The following is a 26,547-nucleotide window of genomic DNA, read 5'->3' on the forward strand; positions in this document are numbered from 1 at the left end:
AATCTCCCCGTTTACCGCGGGGCACTTGATGCCAAAGTTGCTGACCCAGGAGGTAATCTTCAGTGCCGAAAACTGGCCGGTCTTTGATCGGAATGCTGGCCGGCTTCAAATCGGAACGGTGGCCGGTCTTTGATCGGAATAGCGGCCGGCTTCGCGTCGGAATCCGCAGGCGAGCCGCAGCCGTTCGTTCACAGCGGCGAGTCAAATGTGGCCAGATATCTCGAGATCCATGTCCACCGACTGAGAGGCCGGGCGGTTGGCTTTAAGCTGCCGCTCTATTCGATGCAGGAACACCCGGGCATCATCCCGGCGCTCAAAGAATACGACTACAAGGTCGTCTTGGTCACACGCGAAAACCTTCTAGATCAGTTTATCTCCATGCGCTTGGCTCAGATCAACAACGCTTGGCGGTCTGACCTAGGCGAATTCAAAACACGAAGCTTTGCCGCGGACCCCCTCGAAGCACAGGAGCGCTTCATCCAGTGGGAGGAGGAGAACGCGGCAACCGCTGCAGCCGTGGCCGGCATGCAAGCGTTGCACGTGACCTATGAGCAGATCAGCAGCAGCTTGCCGCGCGTCTTAGACTTCTTGGGTCTTCCGCTTGCCGAGACAAAAAGTCCATTCCAGCGGCAACGCACTTGGAGCCGTGCTGAGGCCCTGGAAAATTTCGATGATATGGCGGCGTATTTCTCATCGACCAGATGGGGCGGTTTTTTCGAAGCTTAGAGCTTCTCCGCGAGCAGTTCAGGGCCATGATCCCTCGCGCCCGTGGCGATCGGGATAGCCTTTCCTTTGACGAGCACCAAGACCGCTAAGGAAGACCGTCTTTTCGATCAGTGGCTTTCTCCGCCCATAAAGTAGGAAATCGACGAGATGAGGTAGCGCCCCTGCCGTCCATTATGTCCATGACCGACGTCCCCGGGAGAAGGTTCCGCTGCCGCCAGTGCGGCAGCCGAGAGTGGATGGAATCCGCCGGAGAGCAACACGAACCGATAGGTGACTCGTGCAAATCCGATGGGAGAAACGGGTGATCTGGGGCGACGAATAGAATTGGCGCGCCGGAGCGGCCCGGTCACCGTCACTGCCGAAGGGCCGATGACTCCGAAGGTGCCGCTGGCGGACAAAGCCGACGTAAAACAGCCGCGTGAGCCAGTCCGCAAGGAGGGATACATTTCCCTCCATTAGACGAGTTGAATAAAAGCCCGATGTCGGATAGCTTGTATTATTATTTGCGTGGGGGCACGCGTTGAGTGATCCGCCGACGAGACAACGGCGCTATGGGAGCGGGCTGGCTTCTTCCGTAGTTGAAACCGCTGAGGAGATAGCGGTCGGGCTGATAATCTTTGCGTTTTATCCGATTCTGGCTTTTATTGCGCTGCGGGCAAGGTACCGAATCGCCCACGTGGCACGAAGGTTAAGCGTAGAGTGTCGGGGGATGAGTTTTCCTAATTGCGCGGCATTCAGGTCGCCATCAGGTATTTGTGCGCCGCGAAGATATTCTCCACTTCGCCCGGCGCCATCTCGCCTGGACTGAGATCGTCTGCGCGCCGCCCAGGTTCACCAGCACTTTTAGGCGCAACCGCAAATCCATGGCTAGCAACGCTGACCGAGACCCGCCTGCACGGCAAGGCTAGCCCTTCCGCGTCGCCTTCTTCGCCGGTTTAGCCGCAACCTTCCGGCCCAATCCGCTCGCCTTCGCCAGCGCCGACCGCTGGGCTGCGTAGTTCGGCGCCACCATCGGATAATCGCGAGCCAAACCCCACTTTTCGCGGTACTCGTCGGCCGTCAGACCGTAGTGCACGCCAAGATGGCGCTTCAGCGATTTGAACTTCTTCCCATCCTCGAGACAGATGATGTAGTCGGGGAACACCGAGCGCTTCGGATTGACGGCGGGCGTCAGAGCCAGCGTCGCTGGCGCGCTCGATCCTCCGATCTTTGAAAGCGACGAATTCACGCTTTCGATCAGTTCAGGGAGAGACGCAACCGGCACCGCGTTTTTGCTGACGTAGGCAGACACGATGTCCGCAGTGAGCTCGATCAACTGGCTTCGGTTATTCTCAATCGCTTCTGACATGCAGTATCTCCGGCGTGGCCACAAATAGCTGAAGTGTCTTAGCGGGTTTTCGGAGAATTTCCACCCAGACCATCAACCACCATCGCCGACAGCGTTCCACCGATCGCCCAACCCTCGTTGACTGATCAAGCGACGGGCGCCGGCGCTCTCTAGTAGAAAGCAGCGGCCGCCTGCGAACCTGCGCGGTGATACAGTTGCCCGAGGGCTGCGATTGTTTCCCGCCTGTGAATTATCCGCGACCCAGCGTTGACTTGACAAGAAAGCAGTGCAGGGCTGCTCGCTCCGAGGCGGAAGGGCATTGGGGCGAAATGAACGCTATTCTCGTACAGATCGGAGTGATTGCAGCAGCTTATTTTGTTGCGGTCGCTGCCACACCAGTGGCCTCATGGATTGTCGGTCAAGATCGCTCAGTCGGACGCGACGGGGTTCTCGACGGGATGCGGGGCGCGGCCGCTGTAGCGGTAGTCGCATGTCACCTAAATCAGTACATGTGCGCGTTCCTCGGCTACACTAGTCCCATCATAGGGGATCACCTTGGCATCTTAGCTGTTCAACTGTTTTTTCGCTCTCACGGGTTATCTTTTTGCCGACAAGGCCATTAATTGGCGTCTCGATGTGTCTGCATTCTACGTGAACAGGGCGCGCCGTATTTTGCCGCTCTACCTTTTCGTTGTTATGGCCGCGCTAGCCATTGCCCTCAGTTATTCATGGCATACGGTAGCACCGCTCAGGCAGGCGCTTCAGGAAGCGCTTGGTGTGCTGACTTTTGGCTTCTGGAAATCCGATCAATTGTGGTTTAGAGGGATCAACATGCTTTCCCTGATCGGGATAGCATGGACGCTTAGTTACGAGTGGGCCTTCTATGCGTTCCTAATCCCAGCGCTTTTTTTGTGGCGCTGTGGCAATCTGGCGCGGATGTGTATGGCACTGGTCGTGTCAGCTTTTCTCATCCGCGATTTTTACTCCAACAGCGAGCAGGTCATCTGGCCGTTCTTTCTGCCCGGCGTAGTCGCCGCTATGCTGAGGCACCGGCAGCCTTGGTGGCTTGGAGCAGTTTGCCTCGCACTTGCTTTGCCCTCGGTGTTTCTCATTATCTGGCTTCCTGGGTTTTGGACGTCGGTGAAGCTGGTTTTGGCCACAGTTGTGTTCTTTGCCGTGATATTTGGCAGACCTAGATGGCTTAGCTGGGCGCCGCTTCAGAAGCTCGGTATCATTAGTTACAGCATCTATTTAGTTCAGTACTTGGTACTGTATCCGAGTGTCCGTCTGATCTACAGCTCCCCGGCCTTGGCTTCGGTCGAGGCACGGTTGGGCATGGGAATTGTCATTGCTCTGGCCACGATCATCCTAGCGGCCGCCACCTACCGATTTGTCGAACGCCCATGGTCGACAAGGCCGAAGTTAATGGCCACGCCTGCAGACATTGCTAGGGTAGCGCCTGAAACGCACCCTGCCTAACCAATCCAGCACTTGGACGCTCGCAATCGCCCTGAGAGGCGCGCCCGTTGAAATCCTTTGGCTTGTAAGTTGGTTAAAGGCCCGGTAACGTTCTCCGGGGTTTGGAGATGTTCTGGGTCATACTGGGCGTTCTTATTGCGGCTGGCATATTGATCGTTCTCATGGCGGCCTTAAGCCAACTTGGAGACGAACCCGGCGCTCATCGTTTTGGTAAACTGCCGTCCGACGATGAAGGCCGGCGGTGAAGAAGCCACACAGTTCAGATGCTCGAATGCGGCACAGGTTCTGTTCGCCAGAGCGCACAGATCGTAGCGTCTAGCCGGAATCGATCTTTTGCCCGCTTCGCAAATAGATAGACTTGGAGCACGTTGCATACGGCAGCGGCAGAGGCCAGCCAAAAGGGCCCGCCAACCAGAATTCCAAGGCTACATAGAGCGACAGTTGCTGTTCCAGTTAAGAGAGTGAGCCGGAAGGCGAACTTTTCGTCCCCAAGCACCATCAACAAAATTCCCGAAGAGCCACCCAGTACATGTCCAAGCTGGCCGGCCCCCAAAATTAGAGCAATCCAAAGAGAGTTTTCATAGTGCGGGTTCCAAAGGTAGACCAGCGTGTAGCCGACAGTTGCGAGGCCGGCATACATTAGAAAGGTGAGCAAGGTGGCCACCGAAACCAGGAGCCGAAGCGCCTTTTGGAGTTCTGCCCGATCGTCGAGTGTCCAGAGGTGAACCGCTGAGGGCGCAAAGGCCGAATTGGCAATGCTCAGAGGCATTATCAATACTGTCGAAATTCGCAGGGCGATGCCGTATTGCGCGATCTCTTGCAAACTGCTGAATAGCGTCAACAGGATCATGTCCACCTGGGAAAGCCCGAACAGCACGAGCGTAGTCGCTAGATTGGGAAGCGTCCGTCGGACGATCGCTGCCGCACCAATTGGTTCGCAAGCCTGTTGGCTCCAACGCCGACACGAGGAGGAAATGCTGAAGGCTCCCACGCCAGCGGCAATCGCATACCCAGCGAGACTGCAAAGGAGCACCTGATCCAGCGTTGGTTGAAACCGAGTTGTCAGCGCAAACGCAAGAAATAGGGCAACGACGGTGCTTGGAAAGGCCATAAGAAAGGCCGAACTCCTGATCGCGTGAATTGCCCTAAGCAGTTCGACTTGGACCGCCCCGAGTGCAGCGCAAGGGATCTGCAATGCAACTATCGCCAAGACACCGCGCCACACACTTGCGTGTTCTCCCAACGGAAGCCACCGGTCTGCGAACCAAAATGCGCACGCGATACCGAGCCCACAAACGCCTACAATCGCCTGGATTCTCATAATAACGTCACGCGCTCGGCCGAAATCGCCTTGGGCTGCAGCAGCAGATACGAGTGCCGGCGCCGTGAACGTCAGACCCATCATCGCCAGAATCGCGAATCCAGACGTGAGGACCTGGGCAATAAAGTAGAGTCCAACCTTGTCCGGCGGCAAGGCGAGCGGGAGAAGAAGCGAGCTGCCTAAGCCGGCGGCGAGTATTGCCATTCGGCCGGCGGCCGCCGCACCGCTGGCTTTCAGCATGGAAGGCAGCTTTGCTCTCCTGAGCACGCCAGAGAATTCGGTCATTGTCCAGCGCTCACAACGCAGCCAAAGGGCTTTCCACGATTCGGGACGAATGCCCGAAGCGACAAGCAACGCCACACACATCGCGCTGGATTGCCGATGCAGCAGTGTTCGGACGAGCGATCATCCGATGAAAAACCTTGCCCATTCTGTCTGGAGCGAAACTTTGCGCAAATTGAGGAACTCCAGTGAGCGAGCTAGCCCTGACCCATCGACCAGTCCTCATAGGTAACATGGAGGTCGGTCAGAGTCTCTACCATGGGCGAGTTCGGCCGCGAACCGATTGATCGTGGCTGAACCGCAATCGGACCTCGACCGCGCTAGTTTGAAAAAGGTTGCAGGCTTATGTGTTTTGGCCTGTTGTTCGCAATGGGCACGTGATTTGAGCCGAGAGGGTGCTGAACCGCGACTTGCCAGTTGAGGAAAGAATCAACCGTTGGAGGCATGAAGGTTGGAGACGAGTGGGGCAGACGCATCAAGGGCCGCCGACATCAAGAAAATCGCTGAGCAGGAGTCAGCGCTCATTTTTGAGCATTTCGACGAAACGACCGCATTCGAGATTGGAGGCTCCATCCGTACTAACGGCCTTGTCGGAAGACGGGCAGTCGTGGTCGACATCCGGCTTTGGGATCGCCAATTGTTCCATGCTGCACTTCCCGGCTCGTCTGCCATTACCGCGGAATGGGCTAGGCGCAAGTTAAACAGCGTGCGGATGTTTCATAAGAGCAGTTATCGCCTGGCCCTCGAGCAGCGGCGCGAGGATAGGACGTTCCCGCCGGGATACGGGCTGAATCCGGGCGATTACGTGTTAGCCGGGGGTGCATTTCCCATTCGCATCAAGGCAGCAGGTGTGATCGGCGCTCTTGTTGTCTCAGGGCTCAGCGAGCGAGCCGACCACGAAACAGTTGTGGCCGCCCTCTGTACCCATCTTGGCAAAGACGAAAGGTCGCTGGCGTTAGATGCTTAACCGAGTTCGAGTTTATTTCAGGCCACCGGACAGCCCTGCAATTAGAAGGATGTGCTTCAGGGCCTTCAATGATGCCAGTGTCGGCGGGTGTAGGGCGGCTGCGCTGAGTCGGCGCAAAGCGACCCTTGTTCGACCTGACCGTCCGTGAATAGCTGCAGAGAGCAGATTTGCGTTAGCCCTAGTCTCGCGCTCCCATCTTCGGATATCATCGGGCAAGTCGCTCCGCTGGAAGAACCCGTCCACCATAAGCTGTGGCTCTTCACCTCTCTCGAATGGAACAGCTCGATAAGTCGTCGATGCACCGTGCATTCGAAATTCGGCGAGCACCTCCGGCAGATGGTAGAAGCTCCCCTCCAATCCCATTCGAAGGAAGAAATCTAGATCGGGTATTTGACGAAGGTCCGAACGCCAACTTCCGGCCTTGACATAGGCAGCGCGCCGGAAGAGGGCGCCGGGGCCGGGCAAGCAATGAAGCTGCGCGTATAGCGCCCGGCGTGAATAGTCTGGCGGTCGAAGCGTCGATCGGAGAACGGACCGTTCGTCTATGATATCAAAATCGGGGTAAACCAGAACGACGTCGGGGCGGGCAATCAGTTCTTCGACACACCTCCGAACCGCGGCGGGGCGGAGGCGATCATCTGCGCTGACATAACCCAGCACTTCTCCTGAGCTCAGCGCCCATCCTTTGGTCATCGCTGCGCTCTGTCCGGCGTTGGCTTGACGAAGCAACTTTACTTTGGCGCCGAAGCCGCTCACCACAGCGCTGGTGTCATCTGTAGATCCGTCGTCAATCACGGTGATTTCCAGGTCCGGGTAGTCTTGATCCAACAGACTTTCGATGGTTTCGCCAATATAATCGGTCGCGTTGTAAGCCGGGACGACCAAGGACACACGCGGCGTCCTACCTGGATTTTCAAGCTGAATCATTTTGAGAGATTGCTTTTTGCTGGTTTCTTGGTGGTTCAAAAGATCGCTGTTTTGACCGGATCTATTCCGCGCGTTTCTTCACTGTTGCTTCAAGCTGTGAAACTAAGCCATCGACAATCGAGGGCCATGTAAACTTTTCGCGAACGTAGGATTGGAGGATTCGCCCCTTGGGCCGTAGCGCGCCAAGTTCGGACAGCATTGTCCGAAGACCATCGCGCAGCCCGACAACGGTCGCCGGCACAACGAGACCGCCACCAACGCGCTCCACCTCGTCAAACCCACATTGGTTCGTCAACAAAACTGGAGTCCCGGCAACTCCGGCCTCTAGGGCTACAAGCGACATCGCCTCGGCGCGTGATGGGACGGCAAGCAACAGGGCTCGGCTATAAGCGTCAGTTCGATCCTTTTCTGATAGATGGCCGGTAAAGACTACGCGGTCCTCGAGTTGCTTTTCTTTCACCAATGCCTCCAGCATGGCGCGCATTCCAAAATCCGGGCCTGCCATTACCAATCGGACTTCAGGATATTCTTGGGCCACATCCGCGAAAGCTTGGACAAGCAGATCAGGGCCTTTCACTTCAGCGAGGCGCCCGACGAATAGGACGTAGGGCGCAGCCAGTTGAGAATGCTGATCCCCCGAGACGGCTTCAACATACTCCTCGACGCCATTGGGCACGACGATGACGCGATCTTCTGGAATCTGAAACCGATCAAGGATTTGCCTTCGCTCAAGCTGAGTGACCGCTATTAATAAGCTGGCATCTCGGATCATCCGCTGACCGAACAGGGCGTGGAAAAGGCGAGCGATGGGCCGTGGGCGCTCAAGCCCCACGAACTCCCCCGCTGCGGAAAATGCGTAAGGTTTGCCCAGCCGCGATGCCAGGAAAGCCGTGACTACCGAAAGCAGGTTCCAGTAGCCAAGAATGTGCAGCGCATCCGCTCTGCGAACGCTTTGCGCAAGGCGGACAGGGTTGATGAAAGGCACCGTAAACCGTAACCGTACCGAGCCGGTCGCGTAAACCGGGATGCCGCCTTGATGAAGCTTTTCCGCCAGATCACCATCCTGCATTGTCGCGACCTCGCATTGATGTCCCTTTGCTGTGAGGTGGGTCGAGAGACGACGCGTTCGTTCTGCGGTGCCCCCGCCTTTCCGGGAGTCGAGCGATATCGTGGTGAGAAGGATTTTCATACGGCGTAGCGGCTGAGTTCGTCGGCTAAATGCTCGGCATACGCTTCGAGTCGCTCCGCGAATGTGTCGGAAGGCAACCCGAGTTCAGAAGCTCTTGTGTTCGAAAAACGTCGATCGATGCTTCCATCTGGAATTCCTCGCAAACGCAGAAGCAGCCTCAGCATCGATCTCGGCGCTGTTGGACCGACAGGCAGGCTTCGGCCAAAGGCGGCAGCAAGACGATCCTGGACAAATGCAAAATTGTTATTTGGGTCATGATCATCGGTGACAAGCACCACCTGAGAGCCAAGGCGCGACCTCTCGAGCGATAGCTGAACGAGTGTCCGGGCGACAGTTTCGACACTGACAAGGTGCATTCGTCTTGCGCCGTAGAGCGAGCGGCGAAGCGCGATTTTCCATTGCTGCGCCCGACTCATCTCCTGAGCGAGGCTGACCAGATTGCGGCCGCCGCGGCCGAAGACGGCGCCCAACCGCAGCACAATGGCTTCGGGAAACGACTCCCTAATTACCGATTCCACCGCGATATGTTCGGTCTCATAAGGCGAGATTGGCTGCGGCGGCGTATCTTCATCAACGACGGGGTGTTTGACACCGGCATAAACGTCAATGCTGCTCGCGTGAATGCAACGGGAAATTCCGGACTGCTGAAAAATCGGTTTGAGGCGCTCCATCGCATCACGATACCACCCAGTGCCGTCAGGGCGCAGGAGGCTAACCAAAACGTCATGGCCACGAAGAACGTTTAACATCTGAGCTGCATCGTTGAGGTCAATGTCGGCATGTTCCATACCGCTGGAGTGTAGCCAATGTGGCCGAGATCTATGCAAAAGATATTGCCCGGGATGAGTAGCCGAGTTGACCCAGAAAGCAGCAAAAGCTTCGCCGACAAAACCAGTCCCTCCGAGCACGACTATGCGCGGCTCGTGTTCGAATAGTTCTTCTGTCATGAATATGCTTCTTCGGGATTGCTATGCGGGTGGCATCGCGTGACTGCTTGCGCTCACGGCGAACCAAGCCAATTCGCATTCGGTAATTAGCACGACGCCGACGCCATGTGCAACGAAGGCCGTGACAAACCTACACACCTAATTGGAAATAGGAAGTCTCGCTTGGGCCGGAGGTTGGTTCGGGTTATAGACATGCTCATGACCGACTCCCCGCCAAAATCTCAGTCTTCCTCGCTCGTTAGTTTCGTCCTTGCGGCAGGAGCGGTTGTCGCCCTTGCTGTGCATCCATTGCTTCTGGTGAGTGACCCCAGTTCCTCGCCGTTTATCATCGTGTGGTTCTACGTGTCTGGTTGCGCCGCCCTGGTGGTCTCTCTGGTATTCCCCTCCTCGTTTTTCATTTTCCTACTGTCTTCATTCCTCTTCGTTGGCTTCATAGCCAAGGCATTTGCGAACTTCGTATTTGACGTGCAGCTAATTGAGCCAGTTAGCACTTTCACGTCGCAGTGGGATCAAGCCCTGACCTTTGCTGCGAGCGGATTGTCCGGCGTATGTTTGGCAAACCTTTTGGCGGCGCTCTTTCCTTCGTTTTCAAATACGTCGGCCGCTTCCGGGAACGCGCGTCTCACGAATTGCGTAATTGTTGCCTTCGTCACGGTCCTGATTGTCTCGGCAGCAGTGTATTGGGCCAACTACTCGTTCCATATCCTCCGAATTGGTTTCCCTCTGGGCATAGCGATCGACCCGCGGATCTACTCGGTTGCCGCCTTCGTAATTACCTGGGGCGCGCTCTTAGGAGGACTAACTGCAGTCCTCTGGCTCATCGAACTCCGGAGATGGCCATATGCTGCCTTAGTTGTGACGGCTACTTTTCTTGGGTTGCTTGCCTCGGTGTCGATGGGTAGCCGAATACAGCTTCTTCTCTATGTCCTGGCCGCAGTAGCAGTCATCGTCTTGCGGCGTCGACAAGTCCGAGACTGGATCGCGGTTACCCTCGCCATGTGTCTGGCCGCGTTATTTTTCGCAGGGTCGCTGGCAGTTGTCAGTTTCGAGCGCACGTTCGATTTTGCGCAGAGCGCCCCCACAGCTCCGACGAGCGCGGTACCAGACTCTCTCGCGGTCCAGAAACCGATGGAGCCTGCGGAACAGATGGCGCCAAGCGTGACAAACCCATCGGTGCACACACCAGAGGTTAACTCGCCAAAGGCTGCCGCCACCAAAGCAGTTGCGAAATCGCCAGCATCCCAAACGACATCATTGGCAAATAAGGTGGAGGCCGTCACACGCGACCGCTTTGCCCTTCAGGGCTTGTTCCACCAACTCCGGAATCTAGCAGTTATGCGGTGGGTCGGGCTGGAGGGTGTTATGACAGCAGCCGCAAATCCCGATCAACTCGGCAGTGCCTTGTTCATGAAAGTCATCTCCGAGGATCCCGCCGCAGGCTCTCAAGCAATCTACCAAAAAATGTCGGGTGATCGATACGGGGCCGTGAAGTTCTACACGTTTCTCACACTCCCTGGCCCTATCGGTGTGGCGAGCTTGTCGGGATCGTCGCTGATTGTGGCGGCCTTTATGTTTGGCCTAGCGCTGGCGGGTCATTCGATCGAATGGCTGGCTGCTCGCCTGACTCGAAATCTGGCCACCGCAGCTGTAACAGGCGTATCGTTGGCGTACCTAACGGTCCAGATGGGGTTCCCGTGGACGTTACTGATCTATGCCATCGAACTCCTCCTGTCGGTCATGTTCGTTGGCGTCGTATGGTGGACTATAAACCGCCTGACATCAGCGAAGTAAGTTTGAGACATCAAGGGGTGCGCTGCATCACTTAGACCGGCGTAGAATGACCGGTCGCGTCGTCATCCTGTCTTCCAAACTCGTCTATTTACAAAGCCGGTATAGCTTAGGACAATCCGCATCACCTTCTCAGAGACGTTAACCGGTTGGTAATCGGTTGGCAGACCCAGTAGCCGGTCCGCCCCTCGCGGTTGGGTTTCGAGAATCTGAAGCCCATCAAAAACGCGCTCGAGATCCAGCCCCACCATCATTACTGAAGCCTCTTCGAACCCCTCCGGACGTTCATGCACTTCTCGTAGATTCAGAGCCGCGAAATTGAGAATTGCGCTCTCCTCCGTAATCGTCCCGCTATCCGATAGCACAGCACGCGCAGAACTCTGAAGCTTCACGTAGTCGGGGAAGCCGAAGGGCTTTTCGAACCTGGCCTTTGGGTTTCGATCTCCCCCGAGCGCATCAAGGCGCTTCCGTGTTCGCGGGTGTGTCGACACGATGACAGGTTCGTCGTATCGATCTGCAATCCCGTTTATAATCTCAAGTAGCCTTACCAGCCGGTCGGGCTCGTCAACGTTCTCTTCGCGATGTGCGCTGACGACGAAAAATTTCCCGGAGGTAAGCCCAAGGCGGCCGAGCACGTCCGAGCCGTCGATCGCCGCACTGTAGTGCTCCAGGACCTCACGCATCGGGCTTCCGGTGACGATTATCTGGTCAGGTGGAAGCCCTTCCCGTAACAGGTAGTCGCGGGCAATCTGGCTATAGGGCAGGTTGATATCGGAGATGTGATCGACAATCCGGCGATTGATCTCTTCGGGAACCCGGAAATCATAACACCGGTTCCCCGCCTCCATGTGGAATATAGGAACTTTCCGTCTTTTCGCAGCGATCGCCGCAAGGCAGCTATTCGTGTCACCGAGGATGAGCAACGCATCTGGATTGTGTTTAATCAACGCTTCGTCAGCGGCAATGATCACCTGACCTATCGTTTCCGCGGCTGATTTGCCAGCTGCATTGAGAAAGAGATCGGGAGATCGAAGACCGAGCTCGGAAAAAAATACGTCATTCAGTTCGTAGTCGTAGTTTTGCCCCGTGTGCACTAACGTATGTTCGAAAATCGCGTCGAACTTAGCGATGACTCGCGACAGTCTTATGATCTCCGGCCGCGTCCCAACGATTGTCATCACTCTAAGCACGGATGGCGTCCTTTATGATGTCGAGCCGGCTCAGAAGTGTCTTCACCTGGTCGATATCCAAGCGATAAGTGTTGTGCGAGGTGTAGTCTTCTAGTCTTGAGACTTCCTGCTCGCCCTCAACGAAATATTTGTCGTAATTAAGATCGCGTGAATCAGCCGGAATTCGGTAGTAATTTCCAAGATCCTCGGCACGAACCATCTCCTCGCGCGACACCAACGACTCAAACAGCTTTTCGCCATGTCGCGTGCCGATGATCTTAATTGGATTGTCGCGTCCGAGGAGTTCTCGCATCGCATTTGCTAAAATCCCGACGGYAGACGCCGGCGCCTTTTGAACGAAGATGTCCCCTGTGCGGGCATGTTCGAAGGCATAGAGAACCAAGTCCACGGACTCGCTGAGAGACATCAGGAACCGAGTCATATTTGGATCGGTGACCGTGAGTGGTTGTCCGCGTATAAGCTGATCCAAGAATAGGGGGATAACTGACCCACGAGACGCCATGACGTTTCCATAGCGGGTAGCACAGATCACCGTCCTCACGGAATCGCTCAATCGGGACTTGGCAATCATCACCTTTTCCATCAGAGCCTTGGACATACCCATGGCATTGACCGGATAGACCGCCTTGTCGGTGCTCAGAACGACACACCTTTGAACGCCGTGACTGACCGCTGCGCGCAGTACGTTTTCGGCCCCGAGGACATTCGTTTTTATCGCTTCCATCGGGTAGAATTCGCAGGAGGGCACTTGCTTCAGCGCTGCGGCATGAAAAATGTAGTCTGCGCCGCGCACTGCATCATCTACGGCGTGGTAGTCGCGGACATCCCCAATGTAGAACTTGAGGCGATCATCCCTGAGCGCCAGGCGCATGTCCTCCTGCTTTTTCTCGTCTCGGCTGAAGATGCGGATCTCTGCGAAATCACTCGCTAGAAACCTTGAAAGAACTGCGTTCCCGAACGAACCAGTGCCTCCGGTTATGAGCAGCGTCTTGTTAGAAAACATTCATCTGGTCTCGAAATGGATTAGCCGAAATCGCGCATCGCGCGAATGAGTGCAGGCCATGCAGGCGGATCGTAGCCGGTGGCTTGGCGGAAGCGGGACGAGTCGAGGGAACGATCGATAGACAACTGGTTATCGCGCTCGATCCGAATGCGCTTGCCGTAGATTTCTGCCACGAGTTGAAGGAGATCGTGCTTGCTGATCGCTTCCGCGGACACATGGTAGAGGCCTCTGAGCCCAGGATTTGGCAGAACAAAATCACGGATGACCCGAGCTAGTTCAAGCGTCGGTAGGCCGGAGAAGATCGCTCGTGTAAAGCCTTTGACACTCCCCTCTTGTGCCAAAAACCAGTCGATCAGGCTGTGCGCGCTATTCAATTCGCGACCGATGATCGATGTCCGCAGCGTGACCGCATTGTCGTAGTCTACCTCTCCAAGCAGCTTGCTTCTTCCATAGAGATCGTACGCGTTAGGGCGCGAACTCTCCGTGTAATTTCCGTCGGCTCCGTCGAAGACACAGTCCGTACTTATGTGAACTAGCCGAGCTCCTGCGAGGTTGCAGAGACGCGCCACCCGATGAGGAAATATCGAATTGATAGGGATTGCTGCCAAAGGGTCATTAGCAGAGGCAAGCTGCTTGACCAAGCCTATGCAATTTACAACGACGTCAGGACGAACCTCGGAGACGAGTGCAACCAGTGCATCATGGTTTTCGGCGTTGGCTAACTCAACCAGGTTTCCTCTGATGCTTTCTGGAAAGAGGCCGTGATGCGAGCCCGTGCGAGTTGAGCCATATACCACGTAGTCAGGACTGCTTGAGTACAACCTAAACACTGCATTTCCCAGCATCCCTGACGCGCCAAGCACCAGCACCCTTGAAGGATTTCGGTTCATCGCTAGTTCCTAGGTCGCTATTGCGGGTGCTTTGCGCCTGGTAACGGCACACCGGAAATGTTCAATAAGCTCCCGTGCCAGGGGTGCTGGAGCAAGATGAGCATTGAAATATTGACGACCGGCAGCTCCCATGGATTCCCTCTCTTCCTCCGGCATGTTTTTTAACTGCACAATCGCCTGCGCAAGTTTGATTGGATCACCCGCGGGAACGGCTAGGCCAGCCTTGGCATCTTGGACAAGTTCTGCTGCTTCGCCATCTAAACATGCCAGGATCGGACGGCCCGCGCTTAGATAGGTCGGAATTTTGCTCGGTATTGTCAGGCTTAGAGCCGCCGATCGATTGAGGGTTACAAGAAGGGCAGATGCCTGTGCTAATATGTTCGGCATCGCCTCAGGAGGAAATCGGCCGGCTAAAACTACGTTGCTCAACCGCCGCATCTCGATCTGCTGTCCGAGCCACCCCGACCGGCTTCCACTCCCTATAAGAACGACGCGTATATCTGGATCTTGGATGAGGTCGGCTGCATCAAGCACGGTGTCCAATGCCTGGGCGGTGCCCAAGTTACCCGCAAAAACGATGTTAAAACCGGCAGGCAATATTAATCGAGGACTTTCGCCCAAATCCTCTCGCCCCAAGAGTCGATCACCCGGATTTGGATGATAGGCGATCGGGATGTTATATTTCGCAACGGCTCTTATTTTCCCGATAAATCCACGAGACTGCGCTAAGAGAAGGTCAGCGCGTCGGTATATGAAGCTCGTGAGTCGTGCTACTGCTGCCAGCGCCAACCTGTTTTTGATGAAACCAGTTTCTTCAAGGCTCTCGGGCCACAAGTCCTGCACCCAAATGACGTGCGCTGCGCCTTTTATCTGCCGAAACACAGCGCCCACCAACCCTTGGAGGATAGGCGAGATCGCGTAGACGAACACGACATCATACCGCCTGCCTCGCGTGAGGTATGGCCCCAGAATCGCTCCAAAGACTACGAACGAGAGGTAATTCCAAACGCGCCAAAATCCCCCTCCGCCGCGTCGGGGGGCTAGAGGAACTCGGTGGATCACATAGCCGGACGGGTGCAGTTCAGTTCTCAATCCAAATGCACTGTATCCCCTAAACACCTTGCCATGCGGGTAGTTTGGCTGCCCGGAGAGAACCTCCACATCACAGCCTTCGGAGCGGAGTGAATCAACAACCTCATTAATCCTGAAATTCTCCGGCCAGAAGTGCTGGCTCACTACGAGCACGCGCAGGCCCTTGCCGGCGCCGCACGCCGGCTGATTATCCTCTGATACAGGGTAGGCGTGCTTCATTGCCGTAACGAGCGCGCGCTGCTCATCGTCACTTGAACTTCAGGTCCCGGCGTGAACTCTGGTACCGTTGATTGGAGAAGACGCAACGCGCCCTCCACATTCAAGTCGTTTATCATCCGATGCATCTCATCGAAGATGCGTTCCATCATTGCCCGCTCAATCGAACGTGCGGAGGCGGCCAGGATGCCTGGCGATCCCGTCTCGCTTAGCTTCTCATTACAGTCGAACAATTCCTCGTAAAGTTTCTCCCCTGGGCGAAGTCCGGTGTAAGCAATCTGGATATCGACCTCTGGGCGCCGTCCAGACAGACGGATCAAATTCCTTGCCAAGTCGACAATCTTCACCGGCGATCCCATGTCGAGAACATAGATCCTGCCGCGCTCAGAAACGCCGTCTCGTTCATGAGCTGCAGCCTGCAGAACCAGCATGCACGCTTCCGGGATGGTCATAAAAAAGCGCACGATGTCTGGATGCGTCACAGTTACTGGTCCCCCGGCTCTTATCTGTTGCTCAAACAGAGGGACTACTGAGCCGGCCGACCCCAAAACATTGCCGAACCGCACCGTCATGAACTGGGTTGGCTGCGTCTTCGGGTCGAGATCCATCGCTTGGCAATACATTTCTGCCATGCGTTTGGTGGCTCCCATGACGTTAGCGGGATTCACCGCCTTGTCGGTTGAGACCATGACCACCTTTGCGACTTTCCATCGCAACGCGGCATCAGCCACATTTCGAGTACCAATGGCGTTAGTAAAGATTCCCTCGATCGGCTGAGCCTCCACCATTGGAACGTGCTTCAGGGCAGCAGCGTGAAAGATGAGATCCGGCCTGTGAGTTTCGACGACACTGCTGATCGCATCTCTCTCACGAACGTTGCACAGAACGGCGTGGAGCGTTGGAGAAGGAAGTTTGTGACCCAATTCGGTGCTTATACAATAAAGCGCGTATTCGTTGGCGTCCACGAGCACCAGGCTCAGTGGGCTGAGTTCAGCTACCTGTCGAGCCAACTCAGACCCAATCGACCCTCCGGCTCCTGTGATCATGACGTTTTTGCCGCCGATCATGGAAGCTATCTTATGTGGATCCAGTTTTACTGGTGCGCGCTGCAATAGGTCTTCTAACTTTATTGGGCTGAGCTCGATCTCCGCATCGATACTTTTCATGTCGAGCAGATTGGGCAGCGTGAGCAATTCTACCTTCTGTCGCGCGGCCAGGTCTACCAACTCCTCGAGCTTAGCGTACCGCTGATATTCCTCGCGCGATCTCGTGAGGACTATCGCCTCCGCCCGGCGGCCCCGCGCCTCAAAACGCTCCAATATCTGGGGTAACTTCTCAAGCGGCCCGACGACGGGGATTCCGCGAATCGCTCGTCCCGTCCTTCGGCCGCGCTCGTCGACAATTGCCAGCACATGAACGGAGGCACGTTGCCTCTCCTGAATCGTTCTTATGAACACCTCAGCATTGTCAGTTGCTCCGATCAGAAGAACGTTTTTGGCGCTTCCCTTTGCGGCCTTGCCTTTCCGTGTATCGTGCTGGTTTCGATATACCCGGTAAGCCGCACGCGGACCGGCCAGAAGGACGATCGTGAAAGCCCATGCGATAACAATCGACGAACGAGGAATCGAGTTCAGCCGATTAATCAGGAATTCGAAGACGGTGAAGATGGCCAGAGCCGCTGTTGCTACACCCGCAATCGCCAGGAAATCGGAAAGCGACGCGTAACGCCATATGCCGCGATTGAGCCCCAGGACGAACCCAGTGATACCGACTACAAGCCCGAAGAGCGCAGAGGCGGCTAGGAAACTCCAAAAATTCCCGAGAAAAGCTACGTCCAACCTGAGAGCAAATGATAGCAGAAGCGCTGCGGCTCCCATCAGGCCATCATGTACCAAGGCCAGACCCCGTAAGGTCAATAGCCGAGAGACGACGTGAGGTGTCTTGGATATCATCCTTGAAGAGATGTCTTGCGGTGGATCGAGACCAATTGAAGGCACTCGACCGGGCCCAGAGATATCGAACTCCGAACGTTCGCCGTTGACCGGCAGGTAGACCCATCGCGCCGGATCGGATCCAATAGCGATACCTTGGGCGCTGTCAGCGGACCCAGAAACGAAAGCGTCGGACGGGGCGATTCCATTTTAAGCAAATTGTCCTAGTATTTTCTTCTTACCCGCCACGCAAAGGTCCACCCCAGCAAAGCAGCTGATTGGATTCTGTATCTCACATGGCCAAATCGTCCAATACTTTATTTGTGGAAGCCCACCGCAAAGAGCGGCAAAGATGGTACCCTCTTAAGGGACAATGAGGGTTTGGCCACAGGGGGCCGGAGGGGGGCGCCCTGATAAGCGCAGACATGTTGCCGAGCGACACTCACTTAACCTTGTCCCGATCCCGATCGGAACCGCGTCGGTTCCCAAGAAATCGCTATCATCGGTACCCGAACAGCAAGCGGGATGGCGTAAAGAGAGTTCGAACCAAGATAAGCGGTTAGGGCGTTTGCCAGTAGAAGATCGCGCAACAGGAACTCTGCCGAAAAGGCAATGTCAGACAGACCACGACGCTTCGCGAGGTCGAACATTTGCGATGCCACGGCAGCGCTTAATGAACGCCTTGCCCTCATTGCTCTCACGACTTTCATCGAACGTGGAACAGACCCTGCTCTTTTAGCCGTCGCGCGCCTCGCCGTCGCGCTCAAGAAAGCGCGAATGCATCAACCGCGGTGAGACGGCACGCATCTTCGGGCCTCGAGCGCCAAGTTGCGACACTGACTTGATGACGCGAGCCTTGACCAGTCCGGAAGCGGACTCCACCCCCTTCCGGCCCAAGCCGCCGTCCCCCGATAGACTCGCAGCAACGCCGGCGCCGCGGCCTCGGATGTTGAACCGGCCGCCGGCTTGCACGCATTCATGTCAGGATGGATGGCCTCATAGCCGAACCAGGCGCCGAATTCCTCCTGCCGGCTCCAACCATTGCCAGTCGTTGGCTGAGCACTGCACATTGCATTAGTTCCTTGAAACCACTCAGGAATCATCATTTCGGTAAAGTGCGGATAATATTCACACATTGTGAAACTGTTACCTAATTCATTGAAAACAAACGACCGTCAGAGCGCGCAATGTGCGCCCTTTTATCTTGCCATCGCTCTTCGGTCGTATTCCCTGGCCCTCGCTCGACAGCACCCACCTTCGCTCTGGCACGCGGCAATGTCCCGCTGCCCCCTGTTGCACGAGAAACTACGAAAGGAAGCAGATCGCTTCTAAGCGCTCAATTGATGGTCACCGAGAACGCTGCTTAGCTGCAGCCGATCTGCAGTCACCTTGATCATGTAAGCGCATTCCTGGCACGACCGACAGCACGTTGGAGTTGCCAGATTTGACCTCAGATGGCACTGGCCGGCCTGTCATATCGACACTGCGAAGGCGTGCCAAACGTAGCTCGGCCGAACAAAATGGAGGTAAGCCGACGTGTGGCAGAAAGACATCCTGGTGTTGCCCGACGATCTGATTGCGTTCGCCTGGTCTGCGCCGATGCGGGACTTGGCGGCGAAGCTCGAACTGTCCGACGTCGGGCTGAAGAAACTGCTGACGCGATGTGGAATTGCGTCGCCGCCGCAAGGCTATTGGAACAAAATACGTGCCGGAAAGAGAGTGCCAGCACTACCGAAGGCGCCACCGCGGCGCCCCGGTGAAATGGGCCGAGCAAGTGTCGACGCGCGCTTCAAAAAGGTTCTGCCGATTGCAGCCCCTCTTGCATCTAATGGGCCATTTGCATCCGCTCTGGTTCCAGAAGACCTCGACGAACTCCACGCACAGGAATTGAAGGCGATTGGCAAAGTTTCTGTCCCTCAGTCGTTGGACAGACCTCACAAAGGGCTCGTTCAAATAGTCAAGCAGGAGCGGCGCCGGCGCGATAAAAATGCAGAACGCGAGTGGACCTTTGACGAACCCAAGTTCGACAATCCGCTAGGCAAGCGACGCTTGAGAATCTTCAACGCCTTGTTTTTGGCGCTCAGCAAGCGCGGCCACGACGGTAGTGCCTACGAGCGCGATGGAGAAATTCACGCGGGAGCAGCTATCGGCGACATACACGTCGGTTTGGAAATTGAAATAGCCGGTAGCCACCGAACTGTGCGTCAGCAGGGGTACCTGCGGCCGGCGCCGGAACTGCCGGCATCAACCCCGCTCGCGCTGCGGATCGATCCAGGTTTCGATCGCAAAAATACAGTCTCGTGGCAGGACAGCGGCGACGCCAAGCTTGAGTCAAAGATCGCTGAGATCGCAGCCGCGATCATCGTGGCGGGCGAGAAAACGTTTCGCCTTAGCCTGCGGGAAGCCGAGGAGCGTGCAGAGCGTGAGCGGATTGAAAAGGAGAAGCAGCGCCAGGAATGGCTAGTCCAACTCAACCAAAAGCGCTTGCAAAACCTGCGGACCAGTGGGGAGCTGCTGCGTCAAGCGGAAGAGATTCGCGCGCTTGTTGAGCGCGTCCGTCGCGCGATCGATGATGGTTCAGCTGAAATCGATGGCTCGGCACTGGACGCATGGCAACGTTGGGCACTTGCAGAGGCAGACAGGATCGACCCAGTGCGGTCTGGTCAAATCTTGACGCATCTCAACGAGCCGTCGCTATGATATATTCTAAGATAGTTGCCTTCTGATCAACCATCGAGCTGCAGAATGCTGGGGCCGTAGTGGTCGGCCAAGTAGGGATCTGGAACGGACGACACCACTCCCAAAAATAATCCGAGCTAACTAGAATTGGCGAACTCACTGGAGTTTCATGAGCGTACTGGCCACGCATCAGAACACTGCTTTCCGCATCGATAAAACCATACTGGATGCGATGGATGCCTGCCTTGTGAATGCGCGCGCCCTTGTCGAGTCTGCGAAAGCAGTGCGCGCATCTGGCCACCAAAATATTGCCTATCACCTGGCGACCTTGGCCCTGGAGGAAATCGGCAAGCGTGAGCTGTTCGGGGTACAGGCGGTGGCGGATCGACGGGAAACCTCTCCCGCTTGGCCAAACAAACATACTCAGGACCACGTCAAAAAGCTTTTCTGGGCCTTCTTCGGAGCGGAGTTTTTCGCCGATGAGCTGACCAAGGAAGCGTTCGACAATCTACAAGGACTTGCCAGCACAATTCACACCAATCGCCTAGCGGGACTCTACGTTGATCTCACCTCAGATGGGCTGAACATCCCAGCCGGCGCGATCGACAACCTCCAGGCCGACAACTTGATTGGCCTTGCTGAAGCGCGGCTCGGAATAGCCGAAGTGGTCACGGTCCGTGAGGAGATTCCCGCGGAAGACGCTGCGCTTCAGGCATGGTTCGAAATGGCCACGAGTGATCCGGATCAGAGGCGTCAAATCCTCTCCAGTGCATCCCTGAAAAAGCTAGCCGAGCTGAAAAGCCCCAAGGAATGGATTCGCTGGCTCAAAGGCCTGTTCGACGAGGCCGAAGCGGAAGGCCAAGCCGCAGTTGCCCTTGAGCTAAAGCGGAGTCGTAACCTCCCCGCCGAGGGTACTAAGGACAAGTGGAGAATTCGCGTACGCATCCTCTCGGCGTCTCACTCGATTCGCCCAAAGGCTCTAAAAGCTTGGAACGATCAAGTTGAATTTATCAAGCTCGTCGCGGTCTCCGGTAAGAAGGATCAGTTGATCATCGAGTTCACTTTGAAGGATCAGGTGCCGATCGAGGCGCTGTGGCATTTCGGTTGGGGTATTGCCCGCCATTTCGTTGTAGCCCTGAACATAGGCACGATGGGATTTTGGTGGTGGCGGCTGCCCGAACAGATCAGCCGCTACTGGGACGGTATGGTCGATTTGGAAAGCGGCAAGGAGATTGGAGTCGAGCGCTCGCCCAGCCTGGTGATCGATTGGGGCGAGAACCGCGTGCTGGCCGAACAGGACCTCTATCAGGTTATGGCCTGCTTCGCTGCACTTCCGGGTCCCAATCGTAGGGACGAGCATAGAGCTTACAACTACTACATTGGCGGCCTCACTTTCCTATCGCTGAACGACATCCACTGGCAGAACGAGACAACGGCATTCGCCAATTTCATCTCGAGCCTACAGGCCATGATGGAGGATGCAGGCGACGTCAACGAAGGCGCTAGCTTCGAACCAACTTTCCTTGCGTTCCTGGAAGATTTATTTCCGAACTTCGATGAGCGTGAGCGCTACATGGAGCTTTGCCGCCTATTCGCGGCCGGCAATTTGGGGCAAGCCACTATCACGTTGAAAGAGGTGTCGTTCATTAAGCTGTTCTGCGATGCCTACTTCTTACGTACGATTCAGCCGAAAGCCTTTGAGAAGTTCAACCAGGAAAGCGTGTAGTTCAGTCGGATTAAGCGGAATACAGGCAATTGCGCTGCCAGAGCACCCCAGTCGCGTACGATATTTAACCTAGGCTGCATTTCTTGGGAGCCAGATTCAGGATGCGCGCATCGGGAGCGCATTCGCGGGGACCGCCACAGCTTCCTCTGGCCGGATTAGTTTCCGTTAGGCCGATGGGCATCCATTCCCATGACCCAGAACGCTTTTTTGTTCGTCGACGCCTGATGGCAGTTTCCTCAGTACCCTTCGCCGAGCAGCAGAGTTGTGGAAAACAGCCTTTTCACAACTCTTAGCAGTGAATCCAGCCTATATTAGTTACCTCAGAGCAAACGGAAAGCACATGGGCGGTAATCTATGTTTGATGACAACGAGGCGGCGGACACCGCTGCCGATTGGGGCAAGTTGATCGCGCTAGGTGTAGCGCCCGGGAGCTTCACCAGGGGAGTCAGCTTAAACGCGTTCGACAAGCCTGACCCTGAACCAAATGAATAGCCACAGTTTGCGGCTTCTAGTCACCGCGCATGGGCGATCAGGCGCCCAGCAGTGCGGCGCTTCCAAGTGGGAGCGTGTTCAGAGCGCTCCTGGTTTTTCTAAGTTTGGGTGAACTGGGACACTCGTGAATTTCAACAAGTTGGGGTCAATATGAGTGGACACATATTGTTTGTCGACGACGATGAGGACATTCGGCAAGGTGACGTAATCCGCCGTTTTAATTCTGCTGATCGCATTTCGGCATCATATGGTTTTATCATTACAGCTGACTGCGACATTGCACAGAAGAAAACTGGAGACCGCTTTACATGGCTGGAAGTCATTCCAGCGGCTCAATATCTCGAAGAATTTTGGGCTACTGAGCAATTTAGGCGTATAGCTGATAGAAACCTGAAGACCGCATGTGAGGGTCTAAACAGCAGAATCAAGCGATCCGAACTGGGATTGTCTCTGCTTGACGATGGCGCACTTCGATTTTGGTTGGCGGAAGCCGATGCTGATGCCATCCTCACGGCGATTGGTGGCAAATCAGACGTCAAACTTCGATCCCAACTGGCATGCATTCGATTGGCCCTCGGGTTTGACAGCTCAGGCTCACGTGTGAAAGACCTACAGCAGGCTTGGACCTTGCTTGGTCGCGATCAGAAGAGCCAGCAGTCGGCGATTAAAGAAGCCTTTGATCCTGACCGGGGCTTTCCTGATTTTGTTCTGATTCCGGAATTGCCAGCAACCGACGGATACGGGTTCGTCATTCTGCTCCGGGCCATTTCAATGATCCGGGCAGATGGGCTCTTCAGGTCAGAGACGGAAGCTCGCATCAACGGAAAACCAGAAGCATTTCACCGTATAGGACGATTTACAGACGGCTTACGATTTTCAGTCGCCCAGAAGCTAGCGTTTCTCTTCTCTCGCATTGGCATGCCAAAGAAATTCGAAGACGCATGTGACGCAGCCACCGAATTGCTCGTGGAACTCGTATATAAAGAAGCCGGAGAAAAGATATGAGTACTGAATTTGTTATAATCGACGAAGACGCCTTAGGCGCTCTCGATGCGGCGCTGATAGAAGATTCATGGTTCTCCGATTTCAATATACCAAGAAACGCGAATGGTCTTCGCCGGGTGCAGATCTCAAATTTCACCTATATTTTATCCGAGTATGCATCTCTTGAGTCAGGATTGCTTGTCATCAAAACAGGAAAGGAGGGAATATTCGCGAGAGTTTCAAAGCCAAGATCTGCGTTCGAGCGCATCATGCGTGTAGCCCTGAGGCAATTCGACAGGAACATCACGCTGCCCGTTTCCTGGCAGCCCTACCATGATGGTTCGCTGCTTTCTGTGTATGCTGAGCCGTCGAGCCGTAAAATGCCGCACAGAATTTACTTCGATCAGGCTCCATGCGGCACGCCCAATCTGTTCGCTTTCGGCGTGACTGATGCGCCCCAAGCGCTGGGCACAGTTCCAATTGATCTCGCCGGCTTCAAGGCTTCGATTGAAGGCCTCCTGGAGGCTCTACTGGAAGAGGCACCGCAGTCAGAAGTTGTAGGCAACTTTGGCATCTTGCTGAGCGCGCCGTTGGGGGTTGACCTCGCCGGCAGTGGAACGTTGCAAGACTGGTACGAGCGCAAGCTCAGCGCCGAGCAGATTCGGTTTGTCGACCAACCACATGATCGGCCGATAAGATTGCGTGGAGCAGCCGGGACCGGCAAAACCCAGGCGATGGTAGTAAAATGCTTGAAGGATCTCTATGCCGACGCCGACGCGGGCGGCGACAAGACATTCGCATTCCTCACACATAGTGCCGCGCTGGCACACGAAGTCGTGCGCGGCATGTTTTTTGCACTCGACCCCTCCGAGAGATGGACTGGCCTCAAGACGCCAGCGGGGCGGCCCAAGCTGTGGATTGGGACGCTGTATGAACTCGCCCAGGAACAGCTCAATTATGAAAGAAAGGGCCTGAAGCCCTTGTCACTCGATGGGCGGGACGGGAGAGAATTGCAGCGCCTTTTGATCCAGGATGCCATTGAGGAGGTGAAGCGCAGCCCACGAATCGCGCTTGGCATTCTAAGAGATTCTCCCGCGATGGCATCACGCATCGAGAGTCAAGAAATGCGTCCCGCTCTCGTTGAAGAATTGATGAACGAATTCGCTTGCTCGCTCGATGCTGAGAATATTCGCAAAGGAACCCCTGCCTCGGAAAAGTACATCAACGGCAACCGGGAGGCCTGGCAGATGTCACTCCCCTCGCCTGACGATCGCAAAGTCGTTTTAGAGATACATGAGTCATACCAAGGACGGCTTCGTAACGAGCGATTACTGAGCATGGATCAGATGATTGCAGACTTTGGTAGGTATCTGACAACTCACGAGTGGAACCAGCTGCGCGACATCACCGGGTTCGATCTGATATTCGTAGATGAGTACCATTACTTTACAAGAGTAGAGGCGATGATATTGCAAAACCTTTTCGCTTCGAGGGCTGAACATGTCGGTCGGTGGCCGCTAATTATGGCGTATGACCTTAAGCAAAGTACAAATGACGCTGCCCTAGGTGGCGGTCTGGATCGCTTCAGAAACCCGGGAGTCGGAGAGTCGGTTCCTGTCGACTTGAAGCAGGTATATCGTTCCACCCCGCAGATAGCGTCTTTTCTAAGCGATCTGGACGCGTCTTTCCCAGCCATCGACTTGGAAGGGGAATTCGTAACATATGGAGCGACTTCCAGCACCACCGATGGGGACCGGCCCGTAGTCGCCGAATTCGACACCAACATACAGCTTATCGACGAGGCGCTGAATAAAGCGAGCAGCATTGCCCGCACGCTGGATGGCGGAGGTAGTCAGGTTGCTATTCTATGCATGAATGAGGAGCTGTTTGACACCTACCGAAATGCGGGCCGAACAAAAGAGAAAATGGTGGCAGTTACCTCTAGAGAGGATCTTAGGGAACTTCGTTATGCTAAGAGCCGGTGCGTATTCAGCATGCCCGAGTACGTAGCGGGACTTCAATTTGACACGGTCATCCTCATCCACGTCGATCAAGTTGACCTTTCGGGTGAGTATTTGAGCCAGGGCGCGCGACGGCGCTATGTCTCTCGCGCCTATCTAGGAGCGAGCAGAGCTGCGAGGCGCCTTTTCATAGCGTCTTCGGTCGAACGCGGTGGCTTCAGTCAAATCCTGCGGGGTCCAATCGCCAGTGGTAGCTTGCAAAAGGATTCTTTCTGACGGCCCGTCATAGGACGGGGCCTGCGGCATTGCTCCAGAATGTCCCACCCCAAAAGCATCAGACGTACGCAGGCCATATGGTGCCGTCGCCTTGGACCGTAGGCGCATAGGGCATTTGCCAACCGATATCGCCAGACTTGCCAGAGCCAGCGCCGCCGCGATCGGTCCTCTCATCCGTTCTTGTCATGTGCCAGCATGGCGGGCGGTCCGTGCTGTGCATTCTCTATCTTCTACCCCAATTTGCTGCTTCCCTGGCGCATCACCACGCAATCAGGATTGCGGTGCTTAGCAATGGCAATTGCCTCCTCCAGATTTGCCGCTTCTACAAGCTCGGTACGACCGAGCGAACCATTCTTGTTGGCTTTACGGAGTTCAGGTGACGGCTTTCCGCCCATCCAGAAGTCCAGCCACTCTTGCGTTCGGCCGCGTTCGACGATCGAAATTTGATAGGTGTATTTTGCCAAGTGAAAATTCCTTTCCGTTCAGCCATGCTACAGGTCTAGCGGCGGCGCGCTTCCGTTAGCCTCGCCCAATCGCAACTTGAGAGGTGGCTCCGCCTTCTCCTTCGATGAGAAATTCGGCGAGCGCACCCATCAGCCATTCAGCGGCGAATTGATCCAGCGTCAGATAGACAGGCTCATCTTCTTCGCCCACCAACTCCAAGGTACCTTTCAACGGCTTGCGTGAGGTCACGGAAACGTCGCCATCCTGATACTCAACAAATCTAGACATAACCTCTTCCAATTCCATTTGCGCTGCGGACGCGCGTGGGCGACGCCGCGAGCAGGTTAATGTTCAAAGAGTTTTGTTGGGCAGCTGCGCTGCTCGTTGTCTACGACGTGAGGGCTCCCCCATCGTCGGTTATCATCCGGCTTATTCCCTGGTGCCCGGCGCCGGTTCTCTCAAGGCCACCGGAAAAATGATTGATCGCTCAAAGGCCGTCAAGATATTTGTCGGCCGCCCCAGGTGATGTTTGACGTTTGCGTTCCCACAGACCATCGCCGATAGCAGAAGAATGCTTCCTCAATAGTGGGTCTCACAATGTAGCGGTCTACCGACTCGAAACCCTGACTCAGTGGTCGATCAGGGCTCTCACAAACGGATTCTGACATCCCAGCCTTTATCGCGAGCGCGCGTAATTCAGCTGGAAGAGA

Annotated in this window: 20 protein-coding genes; 8 read left to right on the forward strand and 12 right to left on the reverse strand. The window is 55.5% G+C overall.

Going from position 1 to position 26,547, the window contains the following annotated elements; genetic code table 11:
- The first annotated feature begins 129 nt into the window (after positions 1-129).
- On the forward strand, positions 130-726 hold the full coding sequence (locus LCM4577_RS23920) for a hypothetical protein (protein ID WP_071073780.1): 597 nt from the start codon (positions 130-132) through the stop codon (positions 724-726).
- 904 nt (positions 727-1,630) lie between these two features.
- Here the strand turns inward: LCM4577_RS23920 and LCM4577_RS23925 are convergent.
- On the reverse strand, positions 1,631-2,074 hold the full coding sequence (locus tag LCM4577_RS23925) for a MucR family transcriptional regulator (protein ID WP_071073782.1): 444 nt from the start codon (positions 2,072-2,074) through the stop codon (positions 1,631-1,633).
- 546 nt (positions 2,075-2,620) lie between these two features.
- On the opposite strand from LCM4577_RS23925, the gene LCM4577_RS23930 reads away from it, so the two are divergent.
- Positions 2,621-3,532, forward strand: coding sequence for an acyltransferase (locus LCM4577_RS23930; protein ID WP_083354828.1), 912 nt, complete (start codon positions 2,621-2,623; stop codon positions 3,530-3,532).
- Between the two features lie 259 nt (positions 3,533-3,791).
- Here the strand turns inward: LCM4577_RS23930 and LCM4577_RS23935 are convergent, their stop codons facing one another.
- Positions 3,792-5,138 (reverse strand): lipopolysaccharide biosynthesis protein, encoded by a 1,347-nt coding sequence (locus tag LCM4577_RS23935; protein WP_071073786.1) that lies wholly within the window; start codon positions 5,136-5,138, stop codon positions 3,792-3,794.
- Between the two features lie 448 nt (positions 5,139-5,586).
- Between LCM4577_RS23935 and LCM4577_RS23940 the strand changes: the two genes are divergently transcribed.
- Positions 5,587-6,102, forward strand: coding sequence for a heme-degrading domain-containing protein (locus LCM4577_RS23940; protein ID WP_071073788.1), 516 nt, complete (start codon positions 5,587-5,589; stop codon positions 6,100-6,102).
- 12 nt (positions 6,103-6,114) lie between these two features.
- Here LCM4577_RS23940 and LCM4577_RS23945 read toward each other — a convergent pair whose 3' ends face one another.
- The 3 genes from LCM4577_RS23945 to LCM4577_RS23955 are packed head-to-tail and all read right to left on the reverse strand — an operon-like array spanning position 6,115 to position 9,165.
- Complete coding sequence (locus LCM4577_RS23945) at positions 6,115-7,068, reverse strand: glycosyltransferase (protein ID WP_131803511.1); 954 nt, start codon at positions 7,066-7,068, stop codon at positions 6,115-6,117.
- Positions 7,069-7,090: 22 nt separating this feature from the next.
- A complete protein-coding gene (locus LCM4577_RS23950) occupies positions 7,091-8,218 on the reverse strand; it encodes a glycosyltransferase family 4 protein (RefSeq protein WP_071073791.1) in 1,128 nt (375 codons plus the stop codon).
- A complete protein-coding gene (locus tag LCM4577_RS23955; RefSeq protein ID WP_083354830.1) occupies positions 8,215-9,165 on the reverse strand; it encodes an NAD(P)-dependent oxidoreductase in 951 nt (316 codons plus the stop codon). Before LCM4577_RS23955 ends, LCM4577_RS23950 begins: the two co-directional genes overlap by 4 nt.
- A gap of 192 nt (positions 9,166-9,357) precedes the next feature.
- Between LCM4577_RS23955 and LCM4577_RS23960 the strand changes: the two genes are divergently transcribed.
- Positions 9,358-10,956, forward strand: a complete 1,599-nt coding sequence (locus LCM4577_RS23960; protein WP_131803512.1) for a hypothetical protein — start codon at positions 9,358-9,360, stop codon at positions 10,954-10,956.
- 62 nt (positions 10,957-11,018) lie between these two features.
- On the opposite strand, the gene wecB is transcribed toward LCM4577_RS23960, so the two are convergent.
- From wecB to LCM4577_RS23985, 5 genes are read right to left on the reverse strand one after another with little or no spacing between them, the layout of a single operon-like run.
- Positions 11,019-12,143, reverse strand: coding sequence for a non-hydrolyzing UDP-N-acetylglucosamine 2-epimerase (gene wecB, locus LCM4577_RS23965; RefSeq protein ID WP_274535010.1), 1,125 nt, complete (start codon positions 12,141-12,143; stop codon positions 11,019-11,021).
- The gene (locus LCM4577_RS23970) at positions 12,136-13,146 is read right to left on the reverse strand and encodes a polysaccharide biosynthesis protein (protein WP_071073797.1); all 1,011 of its coding nucleotides are present in this window, start codon (positions 13,144-13,146) and stop codon (positions 12,136-12,138) included. Before LCM4577_RS23970 ends, wecB begins: the two co-directional genes overlap by 8 nt.
- 20 nt (positions 13,147-13,166) lie before the next feature.
- The gene (locus LCM4577_RS23975) at positions 13,167-14,036 is read right to left on the reverse strand and encodes an SDR family oxidoreductase (protein WP_071073799.1); all 870 of its coding nucleotides are present in this window, start codon (positions 14,034-14,036) and stop codon (positions 13,167-13,169) included.
- A gap of 9 nt (positions 14,037-14,045) precedes the next feature.
- Positions 14,046-15,347 (reverse strand): glycosyltransferase family 4 protein, encoded by a 1,302-nt coding sequence (locus LCM4577_RS23980; protein WP_198541072.1) that lies wholly within the window; start codon positions 15,345-15,347, stop codon positions 14,046-14,048.
- The gene (locus LCM4577_RS23985) at positions 15,344-17,221 is read right to left on the reverse strand and encodes a polysaccharide biosynthesis protein (protein ID WP_371410072.1); all 1,878 of its coding nucleotides are present in this window, start codon (positions 17,219-17,221) and stop codon (positions 15,344-15,346) included. Before LCM4577_RS23985 ends, LCM4577_RS23980 begins: the two co-directional genes overlap by 4 nt.
- Positions 17,222-18,811: 1,590 nt before the next feature.
- Between LCM4577_RS23985 and LCM4577_RS23990 the strand changes: the two genes are divergently transcribed.
- From LCM4577_RS23990 to LCM4577_RS24005, 4 genes are all read left to right on the forward strand, one after another.
- Positions 18,812-19,975, forward strand: coding sequence for a hypothetical protein (locus LCM4577_RS23990; protein WP_071073803.1), 1,164 nt, complete (start codon positions 18,812-18,814; stop codon positions 19,973-19,975).
- Positions 19,976-20,123: 148 nt separating this feature from the next.
- Positions 20,124-21,680, forward strand: coding sequence for an AbiV family abortive infection protein (locus LCM4577_RS23995; RefSeq protein WP_071073805.1), 1,557 nt, complete (start codon positions 20,124-20,126; stop codon positions 21,678-21,680).
- Positions 21,681-22,337: 657 nt separating this feature from the next.
- On the forward strand, positions 22,338-23,177 hold the full coding sequence (locus tag LCM4577_RS24000) for a hypothetical protein (protein ID WP_131803513.1): 840 nt from the start codon (positions 22,338-22,340) through the stop codon (positions 23,175-23,177).
- A complete protein-coding gene (locus LCM4577_RS24005; RefSeq protein WP_071073808.1) occupies positions 23,174-25,393 on the forward strand; it encodes a UvrD-helicase domain-containing protein in 2,220 nt (739 codons plus the stop codon). The genes LCM4577_RS24000 and LCM4577_RS24005 overlap by 4 nt, the downstream gene beginning before the upstream one ends.
- Before the next feature lie 230 nt (positions 25,394-25,623).
- On the opposite strand, the gene LCM4577_RS24010 is transcribed toward LCM4577_RS24005, so the two are convergent.
- Together LCM4577_RS24010 and LCM4577_RS24015 are read right to left on the reverse strand one after the other, a co-directional pair.
- On the reverse strand, positions 25,624-25,857 hold the full coding sequence (locus LCM4577_RS24010) for a hypothetical protein (RefSeq protein WP_127303391.1): 234 nt from the start codon (positions 25,855-25,857) through the stop codon (positions 25,624-25,626).
- A 55-nt stretch (positions 25,858-25,912) separates the two neighbouring features.
- On the reverse strand, positions 25,913-26,143 hold the full coding sequence (locus tag LCM4577_RS24015) for a hypothetical protein (protein WP_071073810.1): 231 nt from the start codon (positions 26,141-26,143) through the stop codon (positions 25,913-25,915).
- Positions 26,144-26,547: the final 404 nt, after the last annotated feature.

Origin of the sequence: Mesorhizobium sp. LCM 4577, from assembly GCF_001854795.2 — a bacterium.
Classification (GTDB): Bacteria; Pseudomonadota; Alphaproteobacteria; order Rhizobiales; family Rhizobiaceae; genus Mesorhizobium; species Mesorhizobium plurifarium.